The organism is Photobacterium sp. (genome assembly GCF_033720175.1).
Lineage (GTDB): Bacteria > Pseudomonadota > Gammaproteobacteria > Enterobacterales > Vibrionaceae > Photobacterium.
In genome coordinates, this window is the sequence record NZ_JAWWDA010000014.1 from 132765 (window position 1) to 153566 (window position 20802).

17 protein-coding genes and 1 pseudogene are annotated in these 20802 nt (G+C 45.8%); 6 read left to right on the plus strand and 12 right to left on the minus strand.

Translation table 11 applies throughout. The annotated features are described in order from the left end of the window. Window positions 1-125 precede the first annotated feature (125 nt). Window positions 126-1790, plus strand: coding sequence for a hydroxylamine reductase (gene hcp / locus R3289_RS15655; protein WP_318926624.1), 1665 nt, complete (start codon window positions 126-128; stop codon window positions 1788-1790). A gap of 174 nt (window positions 1791-1964) precedes the next feature. Then, window positions 1965-3326 (plus strand): hybrid-cluster NAD(P)-dependent oxidoreductase, encoded by a 1362-nt coding sequence (locus R3289_RS15660; RefSeq protein ID WP_318926625.1) that lies wholly within the window; start codon window positions 1965-1967, stop codon window positions 3324-3326. A gap of 365 nt (window positions 3327-3691) precedes the next feature. On the opposite strand, the gene nhaC is transcribed toward R3289_RS15660, so the two are convergent. Next, window positions 3692-5131 carry a Na+/H+ antiporter NhaC gene (gene nhaC, locus R3289_RS15665; RefSeq protein WP_318926626.1) on the minus strand — a complete coding sequence of 480 codons (1440 nt, stop codon included), beginning with the start codon at window positions 5129-5131 and terminating at the stop codon, window positions 3692-3694. Window positions 5132-5908: 777 nt separating this feature from the next. On the opposite strand from nhaC, the gene asd reads away from it, so the two are divergent. Beyond that, on the plus strand, window positions 5909-7024 hold the full coding sequence (gene asd, locus R3289_RS15670; protein WP_318926646.1) for an aspartate-semialdehyde dehydrogenase: 1116 nt from the start codon (window positions 5909-5911) through the stop codon (window positions 7022-7024). A gap of 123 nt (window positions 7025-7147) precedes the next feature. Here asd and sodB read toward each other — a convergent pair whose 3' ends face one another. Next, on the minus strand, window positions 7148-7732 hold the full coding sequence (sodB, locus tag R3289_RS15675; RefSeq protein WP_318926627.1) for a superoxide dismutase [Fe]: 585 nt from the start codon (window positions 7730-7732) through the stop codon (window positions 7148-7150). A gap of 252 nt (window positions 7733-7984) precedes the next feature. On the opposite strand from sodB, the gene R3289_RS15680 reads away from it, so the two are divergent. After that, on the plus strand, window positions 7985-8323 hold the full coding sequence (locus tag R3289_RS15680) for a Grx4 family monothiol glutaredoxin (protein WP_318926628.1): 339 nt from the start codon (window positions 7985-7987) through the stop codon (window positions 8321-8323). A 141-nt stretch (window positions 8324-8464) separates the two neighbouring features. Here R3289_RS15680 and R3289_RS15685 read toward each other — a convergent pair whose 3' ends face one another. Continuing rightward, window positions 8465-9787 (minus strand): Na+/H+ antiporter family protein, encoded by a 1323-nt coding sequence (locus R3289_RS15685; RefSeq protein ID WP_318926629.1) that lies wholly within the window; start codon window positions 9785-9787, stop codon window positions 8465-8467. A gap of 309 nt (window positions 9788-10096) precedes the next feature. On the opposite strand from R3289_RS15685, the gene R3289_RS15690 reads away from it, so the two are divergent. Further along, the gene (locus R3289_RS15690) at window positions 10097-10702 is read left to right on the plus strand and encodes a peroxiredoxin C (RefSeq protein WP_318926630.1); all 606 of its coding nucleotides are present in this window, start codon (window positions 10097-10099) and stop codon (window positions 10700-10702) included. Between the two features lie 83 nt (window positions 10703-10785). On the opposite strand, the gene R3289_RS15695 is transcribed toward R3289_RS15690, so the two are convergent. The 3 genes from R3289_RS15695 to rnt form a co-directional block, all read right to left on the minus strand. After that, on the minus strand, window positions 10786-13218 hold the full coding sequence (locus tag R3289_RS15695; RefSeq protein WP_318926631.1) for a VolA/Pla-1 family phospholipase: 2433 nt from the start codon (window positions 13216-13218) through the stop codon (window positions 10786-10788). Between the two features lie 55 nt (window positions 13219-13273). Beyond that, window positions 13274-14536: a TonB-dependent receptor domain-containing protein gene (locus R3289_RS15700; protein ID WP_318926632.1), complete on the minus strand. Its 1263-nt coding sequence runs from the start codon at window positions 14534-14536 to the stop codon at window positions 13274-13276. A 464-nt stretch (window positions 14537-15000) separates the two neighbouring features. After that, window positions 15001-15666, minus strand: coding sequence for a ribonuclease T (gene rnt, locus R3289_RS15705; protein ID WP_318926633.1), 666 nt, complete (start codon window positions 15664-15666; stop codon window positions 15001-15003). A 194-nt stretch (window positions 15667-15860) separates the two neighbouring features. Between rnt and motY the strand changes: the two genes are divergently transcribed. Continuing rightward, window positions 15861-16712, plus strand: coding sequence for a flagellar protein MotY (gene motY / locus R3289_RS15710; protein ID WP_413466713.1), 852 nt, complete (start codon window positions 15861-15863; stop codon window positions 16710-16712). Window positions 16713-16764: 52 nt separating this feature from the next. Here motY and gloA read toward each other — a convergent pair whose 3' ends face one another. From gloA to R3289_RS15740, 6 genes and pseudogenes are all read right to left on the minus strand, one after another. Next, entirely contained in the window at window positions 16765-17157 is a 393-nt protein-coding gene (gene gloA / locus R3289_RS15715) for a lactoylglutathione lyase (RefSeq protein ID WP_318926635.1), read from the minus strand. A gap of 66 nt (window positions 17158-17223) precedes the next feature. Continuing rightward, complete coding sequence (nth, locus tag R3289_RS15720; RefSeq protein WP_318926636.1) at window positions 17224-17865, minus strand: endonuclease III; 642 nt, start codon at window positions 17863-17865, stop codon at window positions 17224-17226. A gap of 107 nt (window positions 17866-17972) precedes the next feature. Then, entirely contained in the window at window positions 17973-18668 is a 696-nt protein-coding gene (locus R3289_RS15725) for an electron transport complex subunit E (RefSeq protein ID WP_318926637.1), read from the minus strand. After that, window positions 18665-19300, minus strand: a complete 636-nt coding sequence (rsxG, locus tag R3289_RS15730) for an electron transport complex subunit RsxG (protein ID WP_318926638.1) — start codon at window positions 19298-19300, stop codon at window positions 18665-18667. The genes R3289_RS15725 and rsxG overlap by 4 nt, the downstream gene beginning before the upstream one ends. Window positions 19301-19312: 12 nt before the next feature. Continuing rightward, complete coding sequence (rsxD, locus tag R3289_RS15735; RefSeq protein ID WP_318926639.1) at window positions 19313-20362, minus strand: electron transport complex subunit RsxD; 1050 nt, start codon at window positions 20360-20362, stop codon at window positions 19313-19315. 3 nt (window positions 20363-20365) lie between these two features. Beyond that, a pseudogene (locus R3289_RS15740) lies at window positions 20366-20802 on the minus strand (electron transport complex subunit RsxC); the annotation flags it as partial.

A 20802-nucleotide genomic window follows, 5' to 3' on the forward strand; every position in this document is an offset into this window, starting at 1 on the left:
TCCTAACGTGGCTTGGCGTAAAGCTCTTAAATATCAACCAAGTACGTATTGGCACGTTTGCTGCATATAGTTAGTGAGATCTTTGTTAATACGAAATCAATAACATAACTATAGTGGAGTTTTTAATGTTCTGTATTCAATGTGAGCAAACTGTTCAAACACCTGTGTCTAAAGGCTGTTCTTATACTCAAGGTATGTGTGGTAAAACGGCGGACGTTTCAGACCTACAAGATGTATTAGTATTTAACCTACAAGGGGTGTCTTTTTGGGCTGATCTCGCACGTAAATATAACATTATAGATGCCGACATTGACGCTTGGGCACCACGCGCATTCTTCTCTACGTTAACCAACGTTAACTTTGTGCCAGAGCGTATTACTGAATACACCGAAATTGCAGAACGTTACAAGATTCAACTACGTACTCAGGTAATGGCAGCGGCAGCGGCTGCGGGTGACGAATTACCAGAACTCTCTCCGGCAGCGCAATTTGTATTGCCAGCGACGGCAGAAGAAGTGATGTCATTCGCACCGGATGCTGCGGTTAACCGTGGTCATGACGAACTGCATGAAGACATTATTGGCCTGCGCCTATTATGTCTATATGGCCTGAAAGGTGCTGCGGCATACATGGAACACGCGAATGTACTTGGTCAAAATGACGAGTCTGTGAGCGGTGAATACCACCAAATCATGGCATGGTTAGGCACTGACCCCACCGATGCCAATGCGTTGTTAGAAACCTCAATGCAAATTGGCCTGTTAAACTACCGTATTATGGAAATGCTGGATAAAGGCGAGACAGATACCTTCGGTCATCCGCAGCCAACACAGGTAAACGTAAAACCAGTAGCAGGTAAATGTATTCTGGTATCTGGTCATGACCTGCATGATTTAGAAAAGATCCTGCAACAAACCGAAGGCAAGGGTATCAATGTTTACACCAATGGTGAAATGCTACCAGCCCACGGCTACCCTGAATTAAGCAAATACCCGCATCTAGTCGGCAACTTCGGTAGCGCTTGGCAAAATCAGCAAAAAGAATTTGCTAACTTCCCGGGTGCGATCGTGATGACATCAAACTGTCTGATCAATCCAAACGTAGGTCAGTATGCAGATCGCCTGTTCACGCGTAGCATTGTTGGCTGGCCGGGTGTTGTGCATGTTGAAGGTGATGATTTCTCACAAGTGATCGAATGTGCATTGGCGCAACCTGGTATTGCACACACTGAAATAGAACACATGATCACCGTTGGTTTCGGTCGCAATGCATTAATGGCTGCAGCACCCGCTGTTATCAATGAAGTGAAATCAGGTAACATCAAACACTTCTTCCTGATCGGCGGCTGTGACGGTGATAAAGAAGAGCGTAGTTACTTTACTGACCTTGCTGTGAACACGCCAAAAGACTCGGTTGTGTTGACCCTGGCTTGTGGTAAATACCGTTTCAACAAAAATGAATTTGGTGACATCAACGGTATTCCACGTCTGCTGGATGTGGGTCAATGTAACGATACTTACTCTGCTATCCAGTTGGTATTGGCACTTGCTGAAGAGTTTGATTGTGGTGTTAATGAGTTGCCATTATCCATCGTTTTATCTTGGTTTGAGCAAAAGGCCATTGTTGTACTATTGACGTTATTTGCTTTAGGTATCAAAGGAATTCATACCGGTCCTACAGCACCAGCGTTCTTAACTGATAACTTAATCAAAGCATTACAAGATAACTTTGATATGCGCAGTATTGGTAATGTTGATACTGATTTGGCGGCCATGCTAGCGAATAAATAAGCAATACTATTGTGGTCAAATTCCTGCGTAGGCAAGTGTTACGCTTCTTTAAAGGAATCCGAAATAGTTAGCGACTAACGAGAAGCGGCCTAAATCTGTTTGCAGCTTAGGCCGCTGTATCTGTTATTTGTAATTAATTTTATCTGTAAATTATTTTTATCTATAGGTGCAACTATGCCTTCTTCGTCAAAACCGTCTTCAACATTGTTACCACCTACACTTAAGCCCCTTAAGCTCAATAGTTCAGGCCTTGGTCAATCAACAAATAACGCGGAAAAAGCTGCGCCTGTAAGTAGTAAATTGCAAACACCGAAGCTAAGCTTTTCTCTCGGTTCTGACTCAAATAACAGCGCAAAGGCTAATCCAATCGCAACGCCAAGCTCCAAGCTAAATACAAAACTGCAAACACCTAAATTAAGTTTCTCACTCGGTGAGCCGACAGCCAAGGTTGCTGCAAAGCCGACAGCATGGTCACCGGAAAAAACCCCGTTAGTATTGGTACAGCGTGAATATGAAACCCATGATTCAATGAGTTTTACGTTTGCGAGTGCAGACCATCAGCTCTTTGACTTTAAACCCGGTCAGTTTGTTACCTTGGCCGTTAACATCGATGATAAAACCCATTACCGCGCTTACTCTATTAGTTCTATCCCACAACAAAAGCAACTGCGTTTAACCATTAAACGCGTGCCTGATGGCTTGGTATCTAATTGGCTGGTGGATAACCTGAACGTCGGTGATACCTTGTCAGCACTGAACATAGCGGGTCAGTTCAACAGCACAGATTGCACGCACAAATCCAAGCTGCTGTTTATCAGCGCGGGTTGCGGTATTACGCCTGTGATGTCGATGGCAAAAACAATGCTAGCGGCAGACAATAGCGATGTTGACATTGAGTTTTTACATTGCGCTAGAGATAAAGATAACGTTATTTTCCACGATGAAATGAGTGAGATGGCTGTCCAGCATACCCAGTTCAACGTGCAATTATTATTGGAAAATAGCACAGGTTTTAGTGCGCAGAGTGAATTGGCACACCAAACCGGCATGGTCAATACTGAAGTAGTACAGACGTTATATCCAGATCTTGACCAGCGCACCATCTTCCTTTGTGGTCCGGTCGGTTTTATGAAAGCAGTGCAGGCAATCGCCGAACAAAGCGGTTTTGATATGGCGCACTTCTTCCAGGAGAGCTTTACTCCCGCGGCTGATAATGCCCAGCAGGATGCACTTTCTACTGTGAATAATGCCGCTGAAACTGATCTGGCAACGAATGTGATGTTGCATGTGCCTGATTTTTCGGTGGCGGCTGAAGTGAAGCAGGGGACGTCATTATTAGACGCCCTGGAAAAACATAACGTGCCCGTGATTGGAGCCTGCCGAGCGGGTGTTTGTGGCTCATGCAAATGTAAGGTGACATCCGGCACGGTAACGTCAACGAGCACGGAAACGCTTACTGCGGCTGAAATTGATCAAGGATTCGTACTGGCTTGCTCAAGCACTGTGCAGGGCGATGTTGCGGTGGCGCTGAGTTAAGTTAAGTAATCGCTTCATCTGTTCCACGTGTGAGAAGACAAAAAACGTCGATCATTTTCTAATAGGAAAAGGGCTACAAAGCGCCTTTTCTTGTTAGCTTTACTGCATGGTGGTGATATCACCATCAAATTCAGCCTTTCCCTATTCTCGCTTTTGTCCCATTTCATCAAGTTAGCGCTGTTACTCGCTATGTTTTTGTGGCGAGATTAGAGTTTATGGTTTTTTGTTATATTTAATGTATTTATTACAGGTGGTTATTCCTTTTAGTATGTTATTTATTGTGCTGTATATTGTTGTTATGCGTTGTTTTAACATATAAAAAGAGCGCCTAAAGGCGCTCTTGCTGTTTTAAGTGCTTACATTACTTACGCAGTTTGTTGTGTAACGGCCAGGTTCTCTTCTTCATCCAAATCAGCCGTTGCTGTCGGTGGGCAACGGTCTACAAACCAACCCATGTAAGAAGAGACAATCGTAACCAGAATACAGACGAAGCTTAGCCACATGAAAGGGGCATAAGAGAACGTTGCAACTCCCAGAATACTTGCCATGTAGATACCATTATCACTCCAAGGCACCATCCCCGATGTCAACGTACCGCCGAACTCAGCGTTACGAGACAGGTTCTTACGCTGATAACCTAAACGGTCATAGTTCTTCGCACAGATTTTCGGTGTCAGGATCAGTGATACATACATCGCTGAACCGAAGACATTACCCAGAAAAGCGGTTGCAATGGTTGATACCGAGAGGCTGCCCGCAGAGTTAACACGCTTCTCAAACAGTTTAGCGACGGTTTGCAGTACACCCACTTTATCAAGCAGGCCACCAAAACCCAGACCGAAAATGATTACCGCGACTGAGCCCAGCATGGATGACATACCGCCACGGTTCAGAATCGCATCAATGAAGTCAACGCCAGAGCTGATAGAAAATGGTGCCCAGGCCGTGTTGAATGCAACAAGTGGATCCATGTCCTGAACCATAACAGCCCAGACAATACCCAGCAGAGAGCCCAGAGAGATCACTGGGAAAGAAGGCAGACGCATTGCTAGCAGAGCAAGTACGATGATAACCGGCACAAATGAGAACGGAGAGATAACAAACTGGTCTTCCATTGCCAGAATCACAGAATCAACCTGAGCCATATCAACGTTACCGGCATAGTGCAGGCCTGCACCGGTAAACAGAATACCTGTAATGACGTAGCTGATTAGCGCTATTGGGAGCATGCCTTTAATGTGTTCCATTACTTCTACGTTAGACATAGAAGAAGCCAGGATCACTGAGTCGGATAGCGGAGACATCTTGTCGCCGAAGTAACAGCCGGAAAGCACGGCACCAGCGGTCATCGGTGCTGGAACGCCAAGGCCCTGACCAATACCCATCATAGCAATACCAGCTGTACCAGCGGCACCCCAGGATGTACCTGTTGCCAGTGCCGTCAGTGAACAGATGATCATAGTGGCAAGCAGGAAGATGGACGGGTGAATTGCTTTCAGACCGTAATAAATGATGGTCGGAACAATACCACCTGCGATCCAGGTACCGACCAGGGCACCAACAGCAAGCAGGATCAATATGGCACCTAAGCCGTTAGAAATACCATTGGTTGCTGCTTTTTCTAAGGATTTATAATCGTGACCGAGTTTTAAACCCAGAGCCATGATGATGAACCAGCCGATATAAAGCGCCAGCTGGATGGGTAAATCAAGTTTAGCTGTGAAAGAGAAAGCCAGCGCAAGAAAAAGACCAAGGGCAAGTATCACTTGCGATAACGATGGTAATCTCACTGTCTGTTTGTCCATACTTCTAACCTTTTTAATCAAGCCTGTAAAAGGGAATGTCCCTGAAATTAGCGTTTACGGGACGCTGATAATTAGTAGTTGCTATGACCATTGAGTCACTCTTTAGAGTACTCATGTTATTTCGGCGCCACTCTATCTAAATGGCTAATATACTGCGATAGATATTGTGCTTTTCTGTGACCTGAATCTTCCAGTAGCTATAAATGGAAGTAATTGCACGTTAATATGTTTTATTGCTGTTAATTTCAGGTTTGTAAGTTGTGCTCTTGCTGTTTTTTAACCGTTTTATTGTTTGAGTGTTTATGTTTATAACTGGCGTGTAACTGGATATAAAAGTCTGCCAGTTGATTTTTACATAGTTTATCCGACTTTTTATTCATTGAATGTTAGGTTATCAGGGTGGGGGGAGTTTTTCAAAATTTCATAGTTAACCTGTATTTTATTGATTGCATCGTGAAAGTAGGTTTTGGCTCGTAAAACACCCAATCAATCACGCTTAAGGTGGCTGATTAATCGCTTGTTGATGTTTTTCTAGCCCGGTATGACCACCTGATATGAATGGTATGGGTGAGTGGATGAATACAATCTTTTCGGGTTAAGCAAGCCATCACTATCGGGGCAGAGAAGGTTTTTTATGTGTTTTCTTTAGATTATGCTTGTTTTTCGGCGTTTAAAACTCTATAGATGGGAGTCCAAATGCCAATCTGATTAAGTAGCGGAGCATGGCAATGAACGAGATTAGTGTGTAATTGAGAACAGGGAGTGTAGTAAGCAATGATGAAAGTTGGTTTAGTCGGTTGGCGTGGCATGGTTGGTTCTGTGCTGATGCAGCGTATGGTTGAAGAGGGTGACTTCAATTATATCGAGCCTGTTTTTTACTCGACATCACAAGTAGGTATCCCTGCTCCTAATTTGGGTAAAGATGCCGGCTTACTGCAAGACGCTTTTGACATTGAAAGCTTAAAACAACTGGATACCGTCATTACCTGTCAGGGTGGCAGCTATACAGAGAAAGTTTATCCGGCATTGCGTGCAGCAGGCTGGAAAGGTTACTGGATTGATGCGGCTTCGACACTGCGTATGAATGATCAGGCGATCATTACCTTAGATCCCGTTAACTTAGAACAAATTCAGCAGGGAATTCATTCTGGTACCAGCACCTTTGTTGGCGGCAACTGTACGGTCAGCTTAATGCTGATGGCTGTGGGTGGTTTGTATAAAGCAGGCCTGGTTGAATGGATGACGTCACAAACGTATCAGGCTGCTTCTGGTGCCGGTGCGAAAAATATGCGTGAGTTAATCAACCAAATGGGCGTGATTAACGATACGGTATCTAGCGAGCTGGCTAATCCAGCAACGTCTATTTTAGATATTGATCGCAAAGTAGCTGAAACTCTTCGGTCTCCAAGTTTCCCGGCGCAGGAATTTGGTGCGCCGCTCGCGGGTTCATTGATCCCGTGGATTGATGTCAAGCGTGATAATGGCCAGAGTAAAGAAGAGTGGAAAGCATCGGTTGAAACCAACAAGATCCTGGGTCTGCAAGATACCCCAGTTCCAATTGACGGCACTTGTGTACGTATTGGTGCGATGCGTTGTCACAGTCAGGCATTAACGCTGAAACTGAAGAAAAACGTTCCTCTTGATGAAATTGAAGAGATGATTGCGTCACACAACGACTGGGTTAAAGTGATCCCGAACGACCGTGACATTACGGTTCAGGAACTGAGCCCGGCGAAAGTAACAGGTACGCTATCGGTTCCTGTGGGTCGTTTACGCAAACTGGCAATGGGTGATGACTTCCTCAATGCCTTTACGGTCGGCGATCAGTTGCTATGGGGTGCGGCAGAACCACTGCGTCGTACACTGCGGATTATTTTGGCTGAAAAGGCCTGATGGATCCAAGCTGTAAAATACAGGCGGCACAGTAATTGTCGTCTCGGTTAATACAAAAAGACCTCGCATTGCGAGGTCTTTTTATTGCAGCTGATAGATTTAATCAGCTATCAGATCAAAGCATCAAGCTGCCAGGTTTTTCGCGACGAAATCCCAGTTTACCAGTGCCCAGAACGCATTCATGTAGCTTGGACGAAGGTTACGGTAATCAATGTAGTAAGCGTGTTCCCACAGATCAACAGTCAGCAGTGGCGTTACGCCTTCTTCCGTTAGTGGAGTACCTGCATTAGACGTGTTAACGATATCTAGAGAACCGTCGGCCTTCTTAACAAGCCAAGTCCAAGAAGAGCCGAAGTTGTTGATTGCAGAATCGGTAAACTTCGCCTTGAACTCATCGAAAGAGCCGAAAGCTTTAGCGATAGCATCAGCGACTTCGCCTGTTGGTTCACCACCAGCGTCAGGGCTTAGGCAGTGCCAGTAGAAAGTATGGTTCCAGATCTGAGCGGCATTATTAAATACGCCACCAGTTGACGTTTTGATGATCTCTTCTAGAGATTTTGCCTCAAGATCAGTACCTTCAATCAGGCCGTTTAGCTTAACAACGTAAGTATTGTGGTGTTTACCGTGGTGGTATTCCAGCGTTTCCTGAGAGATATGTGGCTCAAGAGCGTTGATTGCGTACGGTAGAGCGGGTAATTCAAATGCCATTGCTCAATTCTCCATTTTAGTATTTGAGAGGGCAAGCCCTCGACATTGCTTCCGGTAGACTTCAGGTCTACTTTATAGTTTGAATCTGACTTAGTTTATTTTAGCAAGTTTTTACTTTATTAAAAGCATTTATCGGTAAAAAAGCAATTTAGAATGTCCTTATAAATAATAGGCATTTTTTTCCGGTCCGTGACAAAGTAGAATAATGTGTGTGAAACTCATATATAAGCAAATTGTCGTAACGAGGAAGCTATGGAAACCATTGATAAGATTAAGCAACAGATCGCTGAGAATCCTATTCTGTTGTATATGAAAGGCTCTCCAAAACTGCCAAGCTGTGGTTTTTCATCGCAGACGTCACAAGCACTAATGGCATGTGGTGAGAAATTTGCTTACGTGGATATTCTGCAAAACCCGGATATTCGCGCTGAACTACCGGTTTATGCACAATGGCCTACTTTCCCACAGCTGTGGATTGAAGGTGAGCTTATTGGTGGTTGTGACATCGTTTTGGAAATGTTCCAGAAAGGTGAACTTCAGCCATTGATCAAAGAAGCTGCAGCCCGTCGTGACAGCGACGCAGCAGAGTGATCTGTTAGCATCAGAATCTGTGATGTGTTGTAAAAAGCCCCGAACATGTTTCGGGGCTTTTTGTATCTTTTCGTTTCAAACAGCGGGTCCAGTTGAAAAAAAAGACCGCCTAAGCGGTCTTTGGTATTTGTTTATGAAGGCTTAGAGCACCATGGCCGCTAACCAGCCAAATGCGATAAGTGGCAGGTTGTAGTGAAGGAAAGTCGGAACAACGGTTTCCCATACATGCTCGTGTTGACCATCGGCGTTCAGACCTGCCGTAGGGCCTAAGGTTGAGTCAGAGGCCGGTGAACCCGCATCCCCCAGCGCTGCAGCGGTACCAACCAATGCAATAGTTGCCATTGGCGAGAAACCAAATGTCAGGCACAGTGGTACATAGATAGTTGCCAGAATTGGGATCGTCGAGAAAGAAGAACCAATCCCCATAGTAACCAGCAAGCCAACAACCAGCATCAGCAGGGCTGCAAGTGGTTTGTTGTCACCAATCACCGCTGACAGCGAGCTGACCAGGGTTTCAACGCCACCGGTGGCTTTCATTACAGCAGCAAAACCTGCAGCTGCAATCATGATAAACCCAATCATGGCCATCATGTGAACACCGCGGGTAAATACATCGTGGGTTTCTTTCCATTTGATCACACCACCAAACGTGAAAACCATGAAGCCGACCAGGCCGCCGATGATCATTGAACCGCTGTATAACTGGGCACCCAGCGCCGCAACAATCGCACCGACAGCAATGTAAACGTGGCGCATGTTAATTTCAGCATGCTCCGGCTCGCTTGCCAGGATCTTCTCTTCCGAATATTCACGTGGTTTTCGGTAACTCACAAATGTTGCGAGTAGCAGGCCGAAAATCATACCGGCCGCAGGTAAAATCATAGCGACCGGAACTTGGCTGGCAGTGACCTCTAAGCCGTTGTCATGGAGGTTTTTCAGCAGAATATTATTAAGGAAAATACCACCAAAACCGACCGGCAGTACCATATAAGGGGTTACCAAACCGAACGTGAGTACGCACGCGATCAGGCGGCGATCAAGTTTCAATTTTGCAAATACATGCAGTAAAGGCGGAATCACAATCGGAATAAATGCGATATGAACAGGAATAACGTTCTGAGAGGAGATAGCAAGTAAAACTAAAATGATGAGAACGCTATATTTAACGCCTGTTGCCGCGGCAGCATTTTCATGGCCGCTGATACGTTTAATGACTTTTTGTGCCAGTACATCCGTAATACCAGAGCGAGAGATCGCTACAGCAAACGTACCAAGCATGGCATAACTTAGAGCCGTTGTTGCACCGCCCCCTAAGCCGCTTTCAAAGGCAGAAACGGTTTCTGCAAGGGGCATTCCGCCGATCAGGCCACCGATAATGGCACTGAAGGTAAGCGCAACGACGACATTGACTCGCATTAGTGCGAGTACAAGCATGACGCATACCGAAATAACTACTGGGTTCATAAAACTAAGGTCCATCCGTTGTGTTGTGTTATATGTGCGAATTTTTACGAAGCTGACTAATTATGTGAGTAACGTAATTATTCTGCCTGCTTTTATTATATTTTTTGACTGTTTTGCTCAAAAACATTCAGTTTGCTGAAATTTTCTGACATGTCGAGAAAAAATTGATACCTGCACAAAATTTTATTGGCATTGCGCCTGATGTCTTAGTTGACTCACCACGTCTTGTCTATAATCAATATTGCTTTATTGGTAGACAGAACAAAATGTTACTGTCGATTTAAACGCAAATTGTTAATGGAGTTAACCATGAGTGTATTAGTAGGCCGTCCCGCGCCTGATTTTACTGCTGCTGCTGTGCTTGGAAACGGTGAAATTGTAGATAGCTACAACTTGTTTGAAAACATTAAAGGTAAACCCGCGGTTATTTTCTTCTATCCGCTCGACTTCACCTTTGTCTGCCCGTCAGAATTAATTGCGTTTGATAAGCGCTATGCAGATTTTCAGGCGAAAGGCGTGGAAGTGATTGGTGTTTCTATCGACTCTCAGTTCTCTCACAATGCATGGCGTAATACGGCTGTTGAAGACGGCGGTATTGGTGCGGTGCAGTATCCGTTGATAGCAGATACCAAGCATGAGATTTGCCAGGCTTATGATGTTGAGCACCCAGAAGCGGGTGTCGCTTTCCGTGGCTCATTCCTGATTGATAAAGAAGGGGTGGTGCGTCATCAGGTCGTGAACGATCTGCCGCTTGGCCGTAATATTGATGAGATGCTGCGTATGGTCGACGCGCTTCAGTTCCATGAAAAGAACGGCGAAGTGTGCCCGGCGCAGTGGGAGAAAGGTAAAGAGGGGATGGATGCCTCACCGCAAGGGGTTGCGAAGTACCTGTCTGAGCATACTGATGATTTGTAATTGTGATTACTTGCTACGTTGATAGATAAAAGAAAGGCTAGCCGGGTGGCTAGCCTTTTTACATGTTTACATGAATATGCCTGTTAAGGTGTCGTAGAGATAATGCCGTTACTGTTGTTTACATCAAGTGTTGTGCCGCCATTATTCAACAGTGAAGAAATTTGAGATTGCATCTCAGAGGTGACATCGCCATTATTAGTTGGATTTAGTAACGACAAGTGGTCACCAGCATTAAACAACACGGCATTACGAATTGTCTGGCCGTTAATGTCAGTCGCTGTAGGTGTTAGCTCCATTGCGCCAACGAGCGGTAAAGTACCGGCGAATGGCGAATATGGCTGAGAAATTTCTGTTCCTGTTACTTTTGCTCCCGGAATTAATTGGTTTGGAATTGTTTCGTCGCCATTAACTTGTGCAAGGTAAACGGGAAGAGTTCTATCAATCAACATTGAATGGTTAATAGGGTCAACTGTATCTAAAACGCTTTGTGCGGCATAAGCGAATTGATTAAATGCTGAGTATAAACCTGTTAATGTTGCAAGTGATTTTTCATCACCCGCTGCAATCAGGCCTGCTTCGAAACCGGCATAACAAGTTTTAATGTCTAGCGCATTATTCTTGCAGTTCTCTTTGAATGTCGCATCAGTTCCTGCAACAAGACTACCTTTCACAAAATTACCAAACTCTTGTGAACCAAGTAAAAGGTATGGAATAGCAGCCCCTGGGTTTGCTAGGCCAAGCTTGTTTATATTGAAGAAGGCAGCATCAGCCTGCAGATCACCAACTGATTTGTTTGCAATGTACCCTAAACTAACACCTGTCATGGCACCTAATGAGTGACCAACAAATCCGACACCATTTGCTGGGTTTAATCTAGCTAAGACGCCTAACTTGCCAATCGCATCCGCGTTTTTACTGGCGAGAGTCGCAAATATCCGGCCAATTGCTACACGCAGGTTAACAACATCAATAGTACTCTGCCGTAAGTTATCTCGGGCAACTGGAAGCGCAGATAAGTTTAGGTAGATCTCCGGCTTACCATCATCACCGCTTGCACTGACGTAGCCCTCTCCAGGAATGTCAATGCCTCTCTCACCGTGCAGAGGGTGGTCTATTGCAAAAATAGCCTGGCAGTTATTGCCAATTATGGAATCGGATAAAGCAAAATTAGAAATCGGGAGATTAAGGCTCTCTTTGTAACTGGTGATGCCGTGTTGGTAGATAGATACGGAGTTTGCACCAAGTACCTGGCAACCATCGGCTTGGGGTAGTACAAGAGTAAATTTAACATCCTGAATAGATTTCAGTTTTGGTACTGGGCTATAGCGGGTGATCAGACGTTCTGTGTCCAGCTGACTTCCATCGGTTAGGATTAGTTTTTCCCCGGTTAACGCCGAAAGTACTCTGACCTGGGTTTCTGTATCGGTAGATACTGCCGCTAAGTCCTCTGTTGTAATTCCTAAAGCACCTAATTGTTGTGCAATTGCGGCTTTATCTGCGTCACTACCATTTTTTAATATATTTGAAATTTTCGCCAAGCTTGGCATACCACTTTGCCACGGGGTGACGGAGAAGGTCGAAGGGTTGGTTTCCAGGAAGTAAGGAAGCTTGACGCTACCGGTATAGATAACATTCCCGTCTGGTGTACTTGTTGTCGAAGGGTTTAGTGACATTGAGAATAAGCTATTGAGGTCGGCTTCACTTACTTTTCCACTTACAGCAGTGCCTTTCCAGACCGTATTGGCTCCATTTTTCAAAGCTAGCGCAGATGCGGATTTTGCCGCAAACAATACATCACCTACAGAAGCTGTCGTAAACCAAGTTGAGAAGATAATGCTGTCAGCATTCACACCAGCGATTTCAAGCTCTTTCTCTGTTGTGTGAGTAATTGTCTGTAAAGGGATGAGGGTATCTAACGGTGGTTTAGCTGTTGCTTTCAAAGTTGCATAAGAGCCAGTCATCCCCACACTGTTGCCATTAATGTCCTTTAGCTCGTCAGTGATAGCAAACATATAGTTTGAAGCAGGATTAAGTGGTTTTTTAAGGATAACCGTTAGTTTTTTACCGGAGGTCATTACTTGAAAATAATCATCAGGAACCAGTGTCGGCGTCTTAGTCTGGTTGGTTGCTGTTGGATTATTTGACTCAATCAGGTAAAAGCCATCAGAGTTCATTGATGGATAAAGATCATTACCCATGAATTCAATTACGATTGGTTGAGTCGTACCCCAACCATCGGTTTTCCCCATCGCAACTGCTGGGTTTGAAATATCGGTGTAACCTTCGTCTCCGGTAACACCATCAGATTTTAATGTTCCATCTGTGGAATCCATGGCGAGGAATGTTGGGAGAACTAGAGTTTTAGAAGCCAGGTCAAAAAGTATTTTTGTCTCTGCTTTTAAGCTTTTTTCTATGATTGGATCAATCGTCGGGTTACCTGTGACTTCACTTTCATTACCGCAACCGTATAAGCTGATGCTTGATGCAATAAGTACTGCTAATATGTTCTTTTTCATATGAAATCCCTATCTTTTAAAATCATATATCAGACCGAAAGGTGCTGCTGAATGTTTAAAATTTATAATTGATTTGCGCGGCGCTAATGATTGCATCACTGGTAGAGGTGAAAGAGGTTTCATCTTCTTCGAAGGAGATTTCTTTACCACGCAGATAGGTAAAACCAAGGTCAAAGGACATATTTTCGCTGTAGGTATAAGTGGCACCAGCGGAGTACCAGTAGCGATCTGTGTCAGGAATACTCAGGGTCGCTTTGCCTGCTTGTTCGTCTAAAGCAAATCCGGCACGCAAGGCCCACTCAGGGTTGAGGGTGTAGGTTGCCCCTATAGCCCAGCGGAAGCTATCGTCATAATCTTCGTCTTTCAGTAGACAGACCCCCGCCAGACCCTTGTAGCCTTCACTACATTCGTCACTTGTCGCACGCAGTTCTTCAAATTTACTGTATTGGGTCCACTGTACGCTATAGTGCACCGCCCATTGATTATTTAGCGCGTGATAGCCGGAGAATTCAGCGATGGCTGGCAGAACAACAGGAAGGTTACCCGTGACTACAGAATTGGGTATTCCGGTAATTGTACCCGAGTAATCAGTAAAGTCGCCTTCAAAATCAAGATCAACCTGTGAACGGTAGCTCAGGCCGAAACGGTGATCGTCATTGATCTCAAACAGAGCAGCAATGTTCCAGCTCCAGTCATAAGTATCCCCTTTCATAGTGACGGTCTTGTCGCTAGGATTACCGCCCGCATTTGCCCACGAACCCATATGGCGTTTAAGTTCGGCATCACCATAAACTAGACTGACACCACCACCGATACTGAATTGTTCATTAATGCGATAAGCGATATTCGGATTCAGGTTAACTGTTAATAACGATGTCTCACCGGCTACTGAGCCAGCGTTAAAATCTTCAGGATACTCGGTTGTGACACCATAGTTGGAAAACAGTGCCAGCCCGACCGCGAAGCGTTCATTGATTGGATGAATATAGTAACCTGCGGGCACAAACCCCATCGGTGCGACATCTTTTGCTGTCTGTCCTAAGTTGTTGCTTTCTTTGTTGAAATATTTATCGTGAATATCAATTTGCGGGTCGACAATGCTTAATCCACCAGAAAGTTCAGCTGTTTTGAAGAGGGTCATCGCGGCAGGATTACGGGCTAACACCGCTGCGTTATCTGCAATTGCCGCTTCGCCAGCGAAAGCTCGGCCTAAACCTGAAGCGGAGTGTTCTGATACCTGAAAACCTGCGCCACTTGCATTAAGTGAAGTCATGGCGACGGCTATGGCAAGAACGGGGTACCTTATTTTTACGGACATTATACTGCCTCTCTATTATATAACTTGATTCAGCTTCTTGTTCTTCAGTCCATGAAGGAAAAACAACCATTTATATGCCGGATCAGTATAAGGAGGTTGCGCCGAATGTTAATTGCTTGTAATCACAGATTTTTATTATGAATATCACGCGATTATTATCACTTTTGTGTTTATGTTTTAAATGGTTGTTTGAAATTAAATGAGCGTTTGAAAACATCATTCTAAAAGCGCGACAATGCTGGGATTAAGCGGAGGTTTGATGAGTATGCTTGTTTAACTTTTAAGGCAGTGATATTTCATCCGTTTAAGGTATAAAAGCCGGCCCGTCAGGTGTTTTTCCGTATTTGTTAACGATCTCACAGAATAATTCTGTTGTGCTTTCAGTTTCAGTTTGAAAACTTCATTCTAAAAGCCCAGCGTTGCTGGGCTTGAGGTCTGGTCCGATGAGTTGGTCTGTTTGATTTTTAAGACGCTGATGTTTCTTCCGTTGTCGGAGCTAAAAGTGGCCAGCCACCTAATTCTTTCCACTTATTAACAATTTTGCAAAATAGTTCAGCGGTTCTTTCCGTGTCATAGAGTGCTGAGTGAGCTTCTTTGTTATCAAATGGGATGCCTGCTGTGCTGCAAGCTTTGGCCAATACAGTTTGACCAAAGGCAAGGCCACTTAATGCCGCAGTATCAAAGGTTGCGAATGGATGAAACGGATTGCGTTTTAATTTAGATCGTCCGGAGGCTTCCATCACAAAGCTATGATCGAAGTTGGCATTGTGTGCCACCATTATGGCGCGCGAGCAATCTGCCGTTTTCTGTTCTTTGCGGATCTTCTTAAAGATCTCTTTTAAAGCAGTCTCTTCAGAGACAGCACCACGAAGTGGGCTGAAGGGGTCACGAATACCATTAAATTCTAATGCTTCTTTATTTAAGATCGCGCCTTCAAATGGCGAAACGTGAAAATGAATCGTGGTGGCGGGCTTTAACCAGCCATCTTCATCCATTTTCAGGGTAACGGCACAGATCTCAAGGAGTGCATCCGTTTTGGCATTAAAACCTGCAGTTTCAACGTCAATGACCACGGGAAAATAGCCGCGAAAGCGACTTTTTAATGTATTTAGTTCGTTATCTTCGCTCATAACACTGCTGTCGATATAAAGTAGGCAAGCATTATGTCAGATTCAGAAACGGAGCAAAACCTTCAGCCCGGAAATGTTGATACAAAGGCGGCTAAAGATTTTCTGTGAGGATTCGATACAATAGAGAGCATTACGATCGACGTTGTTGGGATGGTATGAACAATTTTTCAAAAATGGCATGGCTGAATACCTCGATGGTGGTGGGCTTAATGATGAGCCTTCCTGCACAGGCAACAAAACAATATGTGGCAACGCCGGCGCAATCGAGCTGGAAGGTCGCTGTTGATACGCCATTAGAATGCCGGATGATCCATGCCATTCCGAATTACGGCGAAGCGCAGTTTACCTCCAGGGCCGGAAAGAAAATCAATCTTGATTTTGAATTGAAAATGCGCCGCCCAATGGGGGAAACTCGTAATGTTAACCTAGTATCTATGCCTGCCCGGTGGATGCCCGGTGACGCAGCCGAGCCGATCACCCGATTGACGTTTTTTAAACAATTCGATGGTTATGTCGGAGGCCAGATGGCCTGGACGATGCTAAGTGAACTGGAAAGTGGGCGCTATCCTACCTTTAGTTATCAAGACTGGCAGCACCGCGATAAAATGATAGAAGTTGCGCTTGCTGCAGTATCTTTCCAAACACCTTATCAGCAGTTCAGCCTGTGTCTGGATAACTTGTTGCCTTATAGCTTTGAAGACATTGCCTTTACGGTACTGAATTATGACAGTGACAGCGATGAACTGAACAAGGCGTCACAGAAGCGACTGGCACAAATTACGGACTTTGTTCGTTACAGTGATGATATTGACTTAGTGCTGCTTGCCACTTATACCGATTCAAATGGCGGGAAAAATGTGAATCAGAACTTGTCCGAACGCCGGGCGAAGAAATTAGAAGAATACTTTATGTCATTGGGCTTACCGGGGAACAGGATTCAGGTTGAGGCCTATGGCAAGCGCCGCCCGATTGCCGATAATTCGACGCCTATTGGCCGTAATAAAAACCGTCGTGTTGTGATTTCGTTAGGCAGAACGATCATTTAGAACTGGCGGGAGGGTTCGAGAAACGAGTTTTTCAGTCTCTCGAACCTGCTTTCTATGCTCGCTGGATCAGTTCAATCTGGTAGCCATCAGGGTCTTTGACAAAAGCGATATGCGTTGTTCCGCCTTTCACCGGCCCCGGCTCTCGGGTGACGTTACCACCGGATGCTTTAATCGCATCACACGTAGCGTAAATATCTTCAACCCCAATAGCGATATGACCGAAAGCATCACCCATATCGTATTCTGTCGTTCCCCAGTTATAGGTCAGTTCAATCACTGCGCCTTGAGTTTCATCACCATAACCGACAAAAGCCAGGGTGTATTTATACGTTTCATTATCATGCTTACGAAGCAGCTGCATGCCCATTACATCAGTATAAAACGCAATAGAGCGGTCAAGGTCGCCGACCCGTAGCATAGTGTGAAGGATACGTCCGTTTGCCATAAGGCTCTCCAATGTTCAGGGCTTTCGCCTGTTTGTGATGTTATTAAAAGACGATGACTGACTAGCTTACTCGTCTGGGTACACTTTGTCTTTGTACTCACAAAGGTCTTCAATGATACAGCTACCGCAACGTGGCTTACGGGCTATACAGGTGTAGCGACCATGAAGGATCAACCAATGGTGAACATCGACTTTAAACTCTTTCGGAACCACTTTGAGTAATTTTTCTTCAACCTGATCGACGTTTTTGCCCATGGCAAACTTGGTACGATTTGATACCCGGAAGATATGGGTATCAACTGCGATGGTCGGCCAGCCAAAAGCGGTATTGAGTACGACATTTGCCGTTTTACGACCGACGCCTGGTAAGGCTTCAAGTGCTGCGCGGTTTTCCGGTATTTCACCACCATGTTTTTCGAGCAAGATTTTGCAGGTTTTAATGACATTCTCGGCTTTTGAATTAAACAAACCGATAGTCTTAATGTATTCCTTGACGCCTTCAACCCCCAAGTCAAAGATGGCTTGCGGGGTATTTGCAATCGGGTAGAGTTTGTCTGTTGCCTTGTTGACACTGACATCTGTCGCCTGGGCGGATAATAGCACCGCGATCAGCAGTTCAAAGGGCGAACTCCATTTTAGTTCGGTCTCCGGGTGGGGATTTTCTGCCCGAAGGCGTTCAAGAATCTGAACGCGTTTGTCGTTGTTCATGGTATATCTGGCTTCCTGACTGACCGGATTTGGCGACATCTAACTTGGTGCCGAAGGTTGAGCTTGTCCACTTTAATGTCTGCCAATCCTAGATTAATACTCTGCTCTTAATTGGCAGGTGTAATACGGACACGCTCAATCGTGGTTTTTTTCTCAGCTGTTGTTTTCTGCTCGCGTTTCTTATCAATAACGTTTTTCAGAGCAATCATAAAGCCGACACCGATAAAGGCTCCTGGTGGCAGCATAGCTAACAGGAAGCTACTGTCAAAGCTGAAGACTTCAATGCGCAGAGATGCGGCCCAGTCGCCAAGCAGACGGTCAGCACCATCAAACAACGTACCGTTACCTAATATTTCCCGCATTGCACCTAATGCAACCAGCGCCGAAGTCATACCTAGCCCCATCCACAGCCCGTCAAGGGTTGCCGGAAGAGGATCATTTTTGGAGGCAAAAGACTCTGCCCGGCCAATGATGATGCAGTTGGTTACAATCAGCGGAATAAAAATCCCCAAAGATTGATATAGGCCATAGGTAAAGGCGTTCATCAATAATTGGACACAGGTTACCAAGGACGCAATGATCATGACGAAAATCGGAATGCGAACTTCTGAGGGGACCCACTGGCGTACCAGCGACACGATAAGGTTGGAGCCGACTAATACGGCAGCCGTTGCCAGACCTAAGCCTAAGGCATTGGTGACGGTGGCTGATACGGCCAGCAGGGGACATAGCCCCAGAAGCTGAACGATAGCCGGATTATTCTTCCACAGGCCATTTTTCATCAGTTCTTTATTCAGGCTCATGATGCACCTTGACAATTCAGAGGTTGATTAAGGAGTTCCTGTTGATGGCGCTCAAAATACAGTGACACATTTTTAACTGCTTTGACAATCGCACGCGGTGTGATCGTTGCACCGGTAAACTGGTCGAAGTTACCGCCATCTTTACGTACCGCCCAGGCCGGATCTTTCTCGCCTTGGAGCTTTTTACCGGTAAAACTGTCGATCCAGTCTGTCACACGGGTATCGATTTTATCGCCGAGCCCCGGCGTTTCCTGATGGCTCAGGACACGAACACCGGTGACAACACCCTTCATATCCAGACCTGCAACGATCTTTATTGCGCCGTTATAGCCATCAGGCGCAATAGCTTCAATCGCGACACCGGTTGGCTGAGCGGCTTTTGTTGCGATGTAAGCCGGCATGGGTGAGGAAGTACCTAAGTATTGCTCGTTGGTGATTACCGTGCAGCTTTTGTATAGCTCATTGTCGTGGCTCTGCGCAGGTATTACCTGATTCAGTACTTTGAGCAGTTCTTTTTGCTGCTGCTCTATGATCTTATCTTTTGTCAGCAAATGTGTAACAGAGACCAGGCCCGTTGCGAGCAGCGCAAAAATAGCCAGCACACCACTGTTTTTCTTCATTGCATTTAGCATGATCGTGCGCTCCTAGGAATGACCGTATGTACGGGGGCGGGTGTAGTAATCAATTAAAGGAACACACATGTTTGCCAGCAACACACTGAAAGCGACACCATCAGGGAAACCGCCCCAGGTACGGATCAGATATATCAGCACGCCAATCAGTGCGCCAAAAATAAGACGACCTTTTACTGTCGTTGCTGCCGATACTGGATCAGTGGCAATGAAGAAGGCACCTAGCATAGTTGCTCCCGATAGCAGGTGAAAAATAGGTGATGCGGTGCCATCCGGGTTAAGAAGAAATGCGACGCTGCTGATCACAAATAGTGCACCCAGCATACCGACAGGAATATGCCATTGGATCACCCGCATTTTCAGCATGATTAATCCCCCGAGTAAGAAACCCAGGTTTATCCATTCCCAGCCAACCCCAGAAATGGTGCCAAATACAGGTTTAGCCATTGCTTCTGTGGTTGTCAGTCCGGTTGTCAGTGATGTTTTCAGCGTATCTAAAGGGGTCGCCATGGTTACGCCATCAACCGATAAACGCAGTTGATGAACACTGAAACCATCTTGGGTAAAGCCAGTAAAAATAGCCAGCAGGCTGTCAGTGAGTGATGTTGATTCGGCACTCAATGATAATGGCGGCAGCCAGGTCGTCATCTGTACCGGGAAAGAGATCAGCAGCACCACATAAGCCACCATCGCGGGATTAAAGAGGTTCTGGCCTAATCCGCCATAGAGATGTTTGGCTATTACGATGGCAAATACCACACCAATCACGGTGATCCACCATGGTGCCAGTGGCGGGATCGATATGCCCACTAACATGCCTGTCAGCAATGCGCTGTTATCTCGAATGTATGGCAGCGCCGGGCGTTTTCTGAGCTTCATGATAGCGGCTTCGGAAGTCACCGCGACAACTGAGGCCAAAAGGATCTGGATTAATGTTCCCCAGCCAAAAAAGAACCATTGTGCAGCAACACCTAATGCAGTGCATACAATGACTGTTCGCATGATGTCGCTTGTGCTGCGGCGGCTATGCGTATGGGGTGAGCTGGCAATATTAAAAGCCACGGTTTAGTTTTCCTCGCTATTATTCTGTTGAGCTTCTTTTGCTGCCTGTTGAGCCGCCTTACGCGCTTTGGCGCGGGCGACGGCAGCCGCGACAGCTGCTTTTTTGGGGTCGACGTCAGTCGTATCGGTTACATCCGCTGTTGCAGCCTGGGTCTGTTCTGAATGTTGAGCCGCCTTACGCGCTTTGGCTCGGGCGACGGCAGCCGCGACAGCAGCTTTTTTGGGGTCGGCGTCAGTCGTATCGGTTACATCCGCTGTTGCAGCCTGAGTCTGTTCTGCCTGTTGAGCCGCCTTGCGCGCTTTGGCGCGGGCGACGGCAGCCGCGACAGCAGCTTTTTTGGGGTCGGCGTCAGTCGTATCGGTTGCATCCGCTGTTGCAGACTGGGTCTGTTCTGTCTGTTGAGCTGCCTTACGCGCTTTGGCGCGGGCGACGGCAGCCG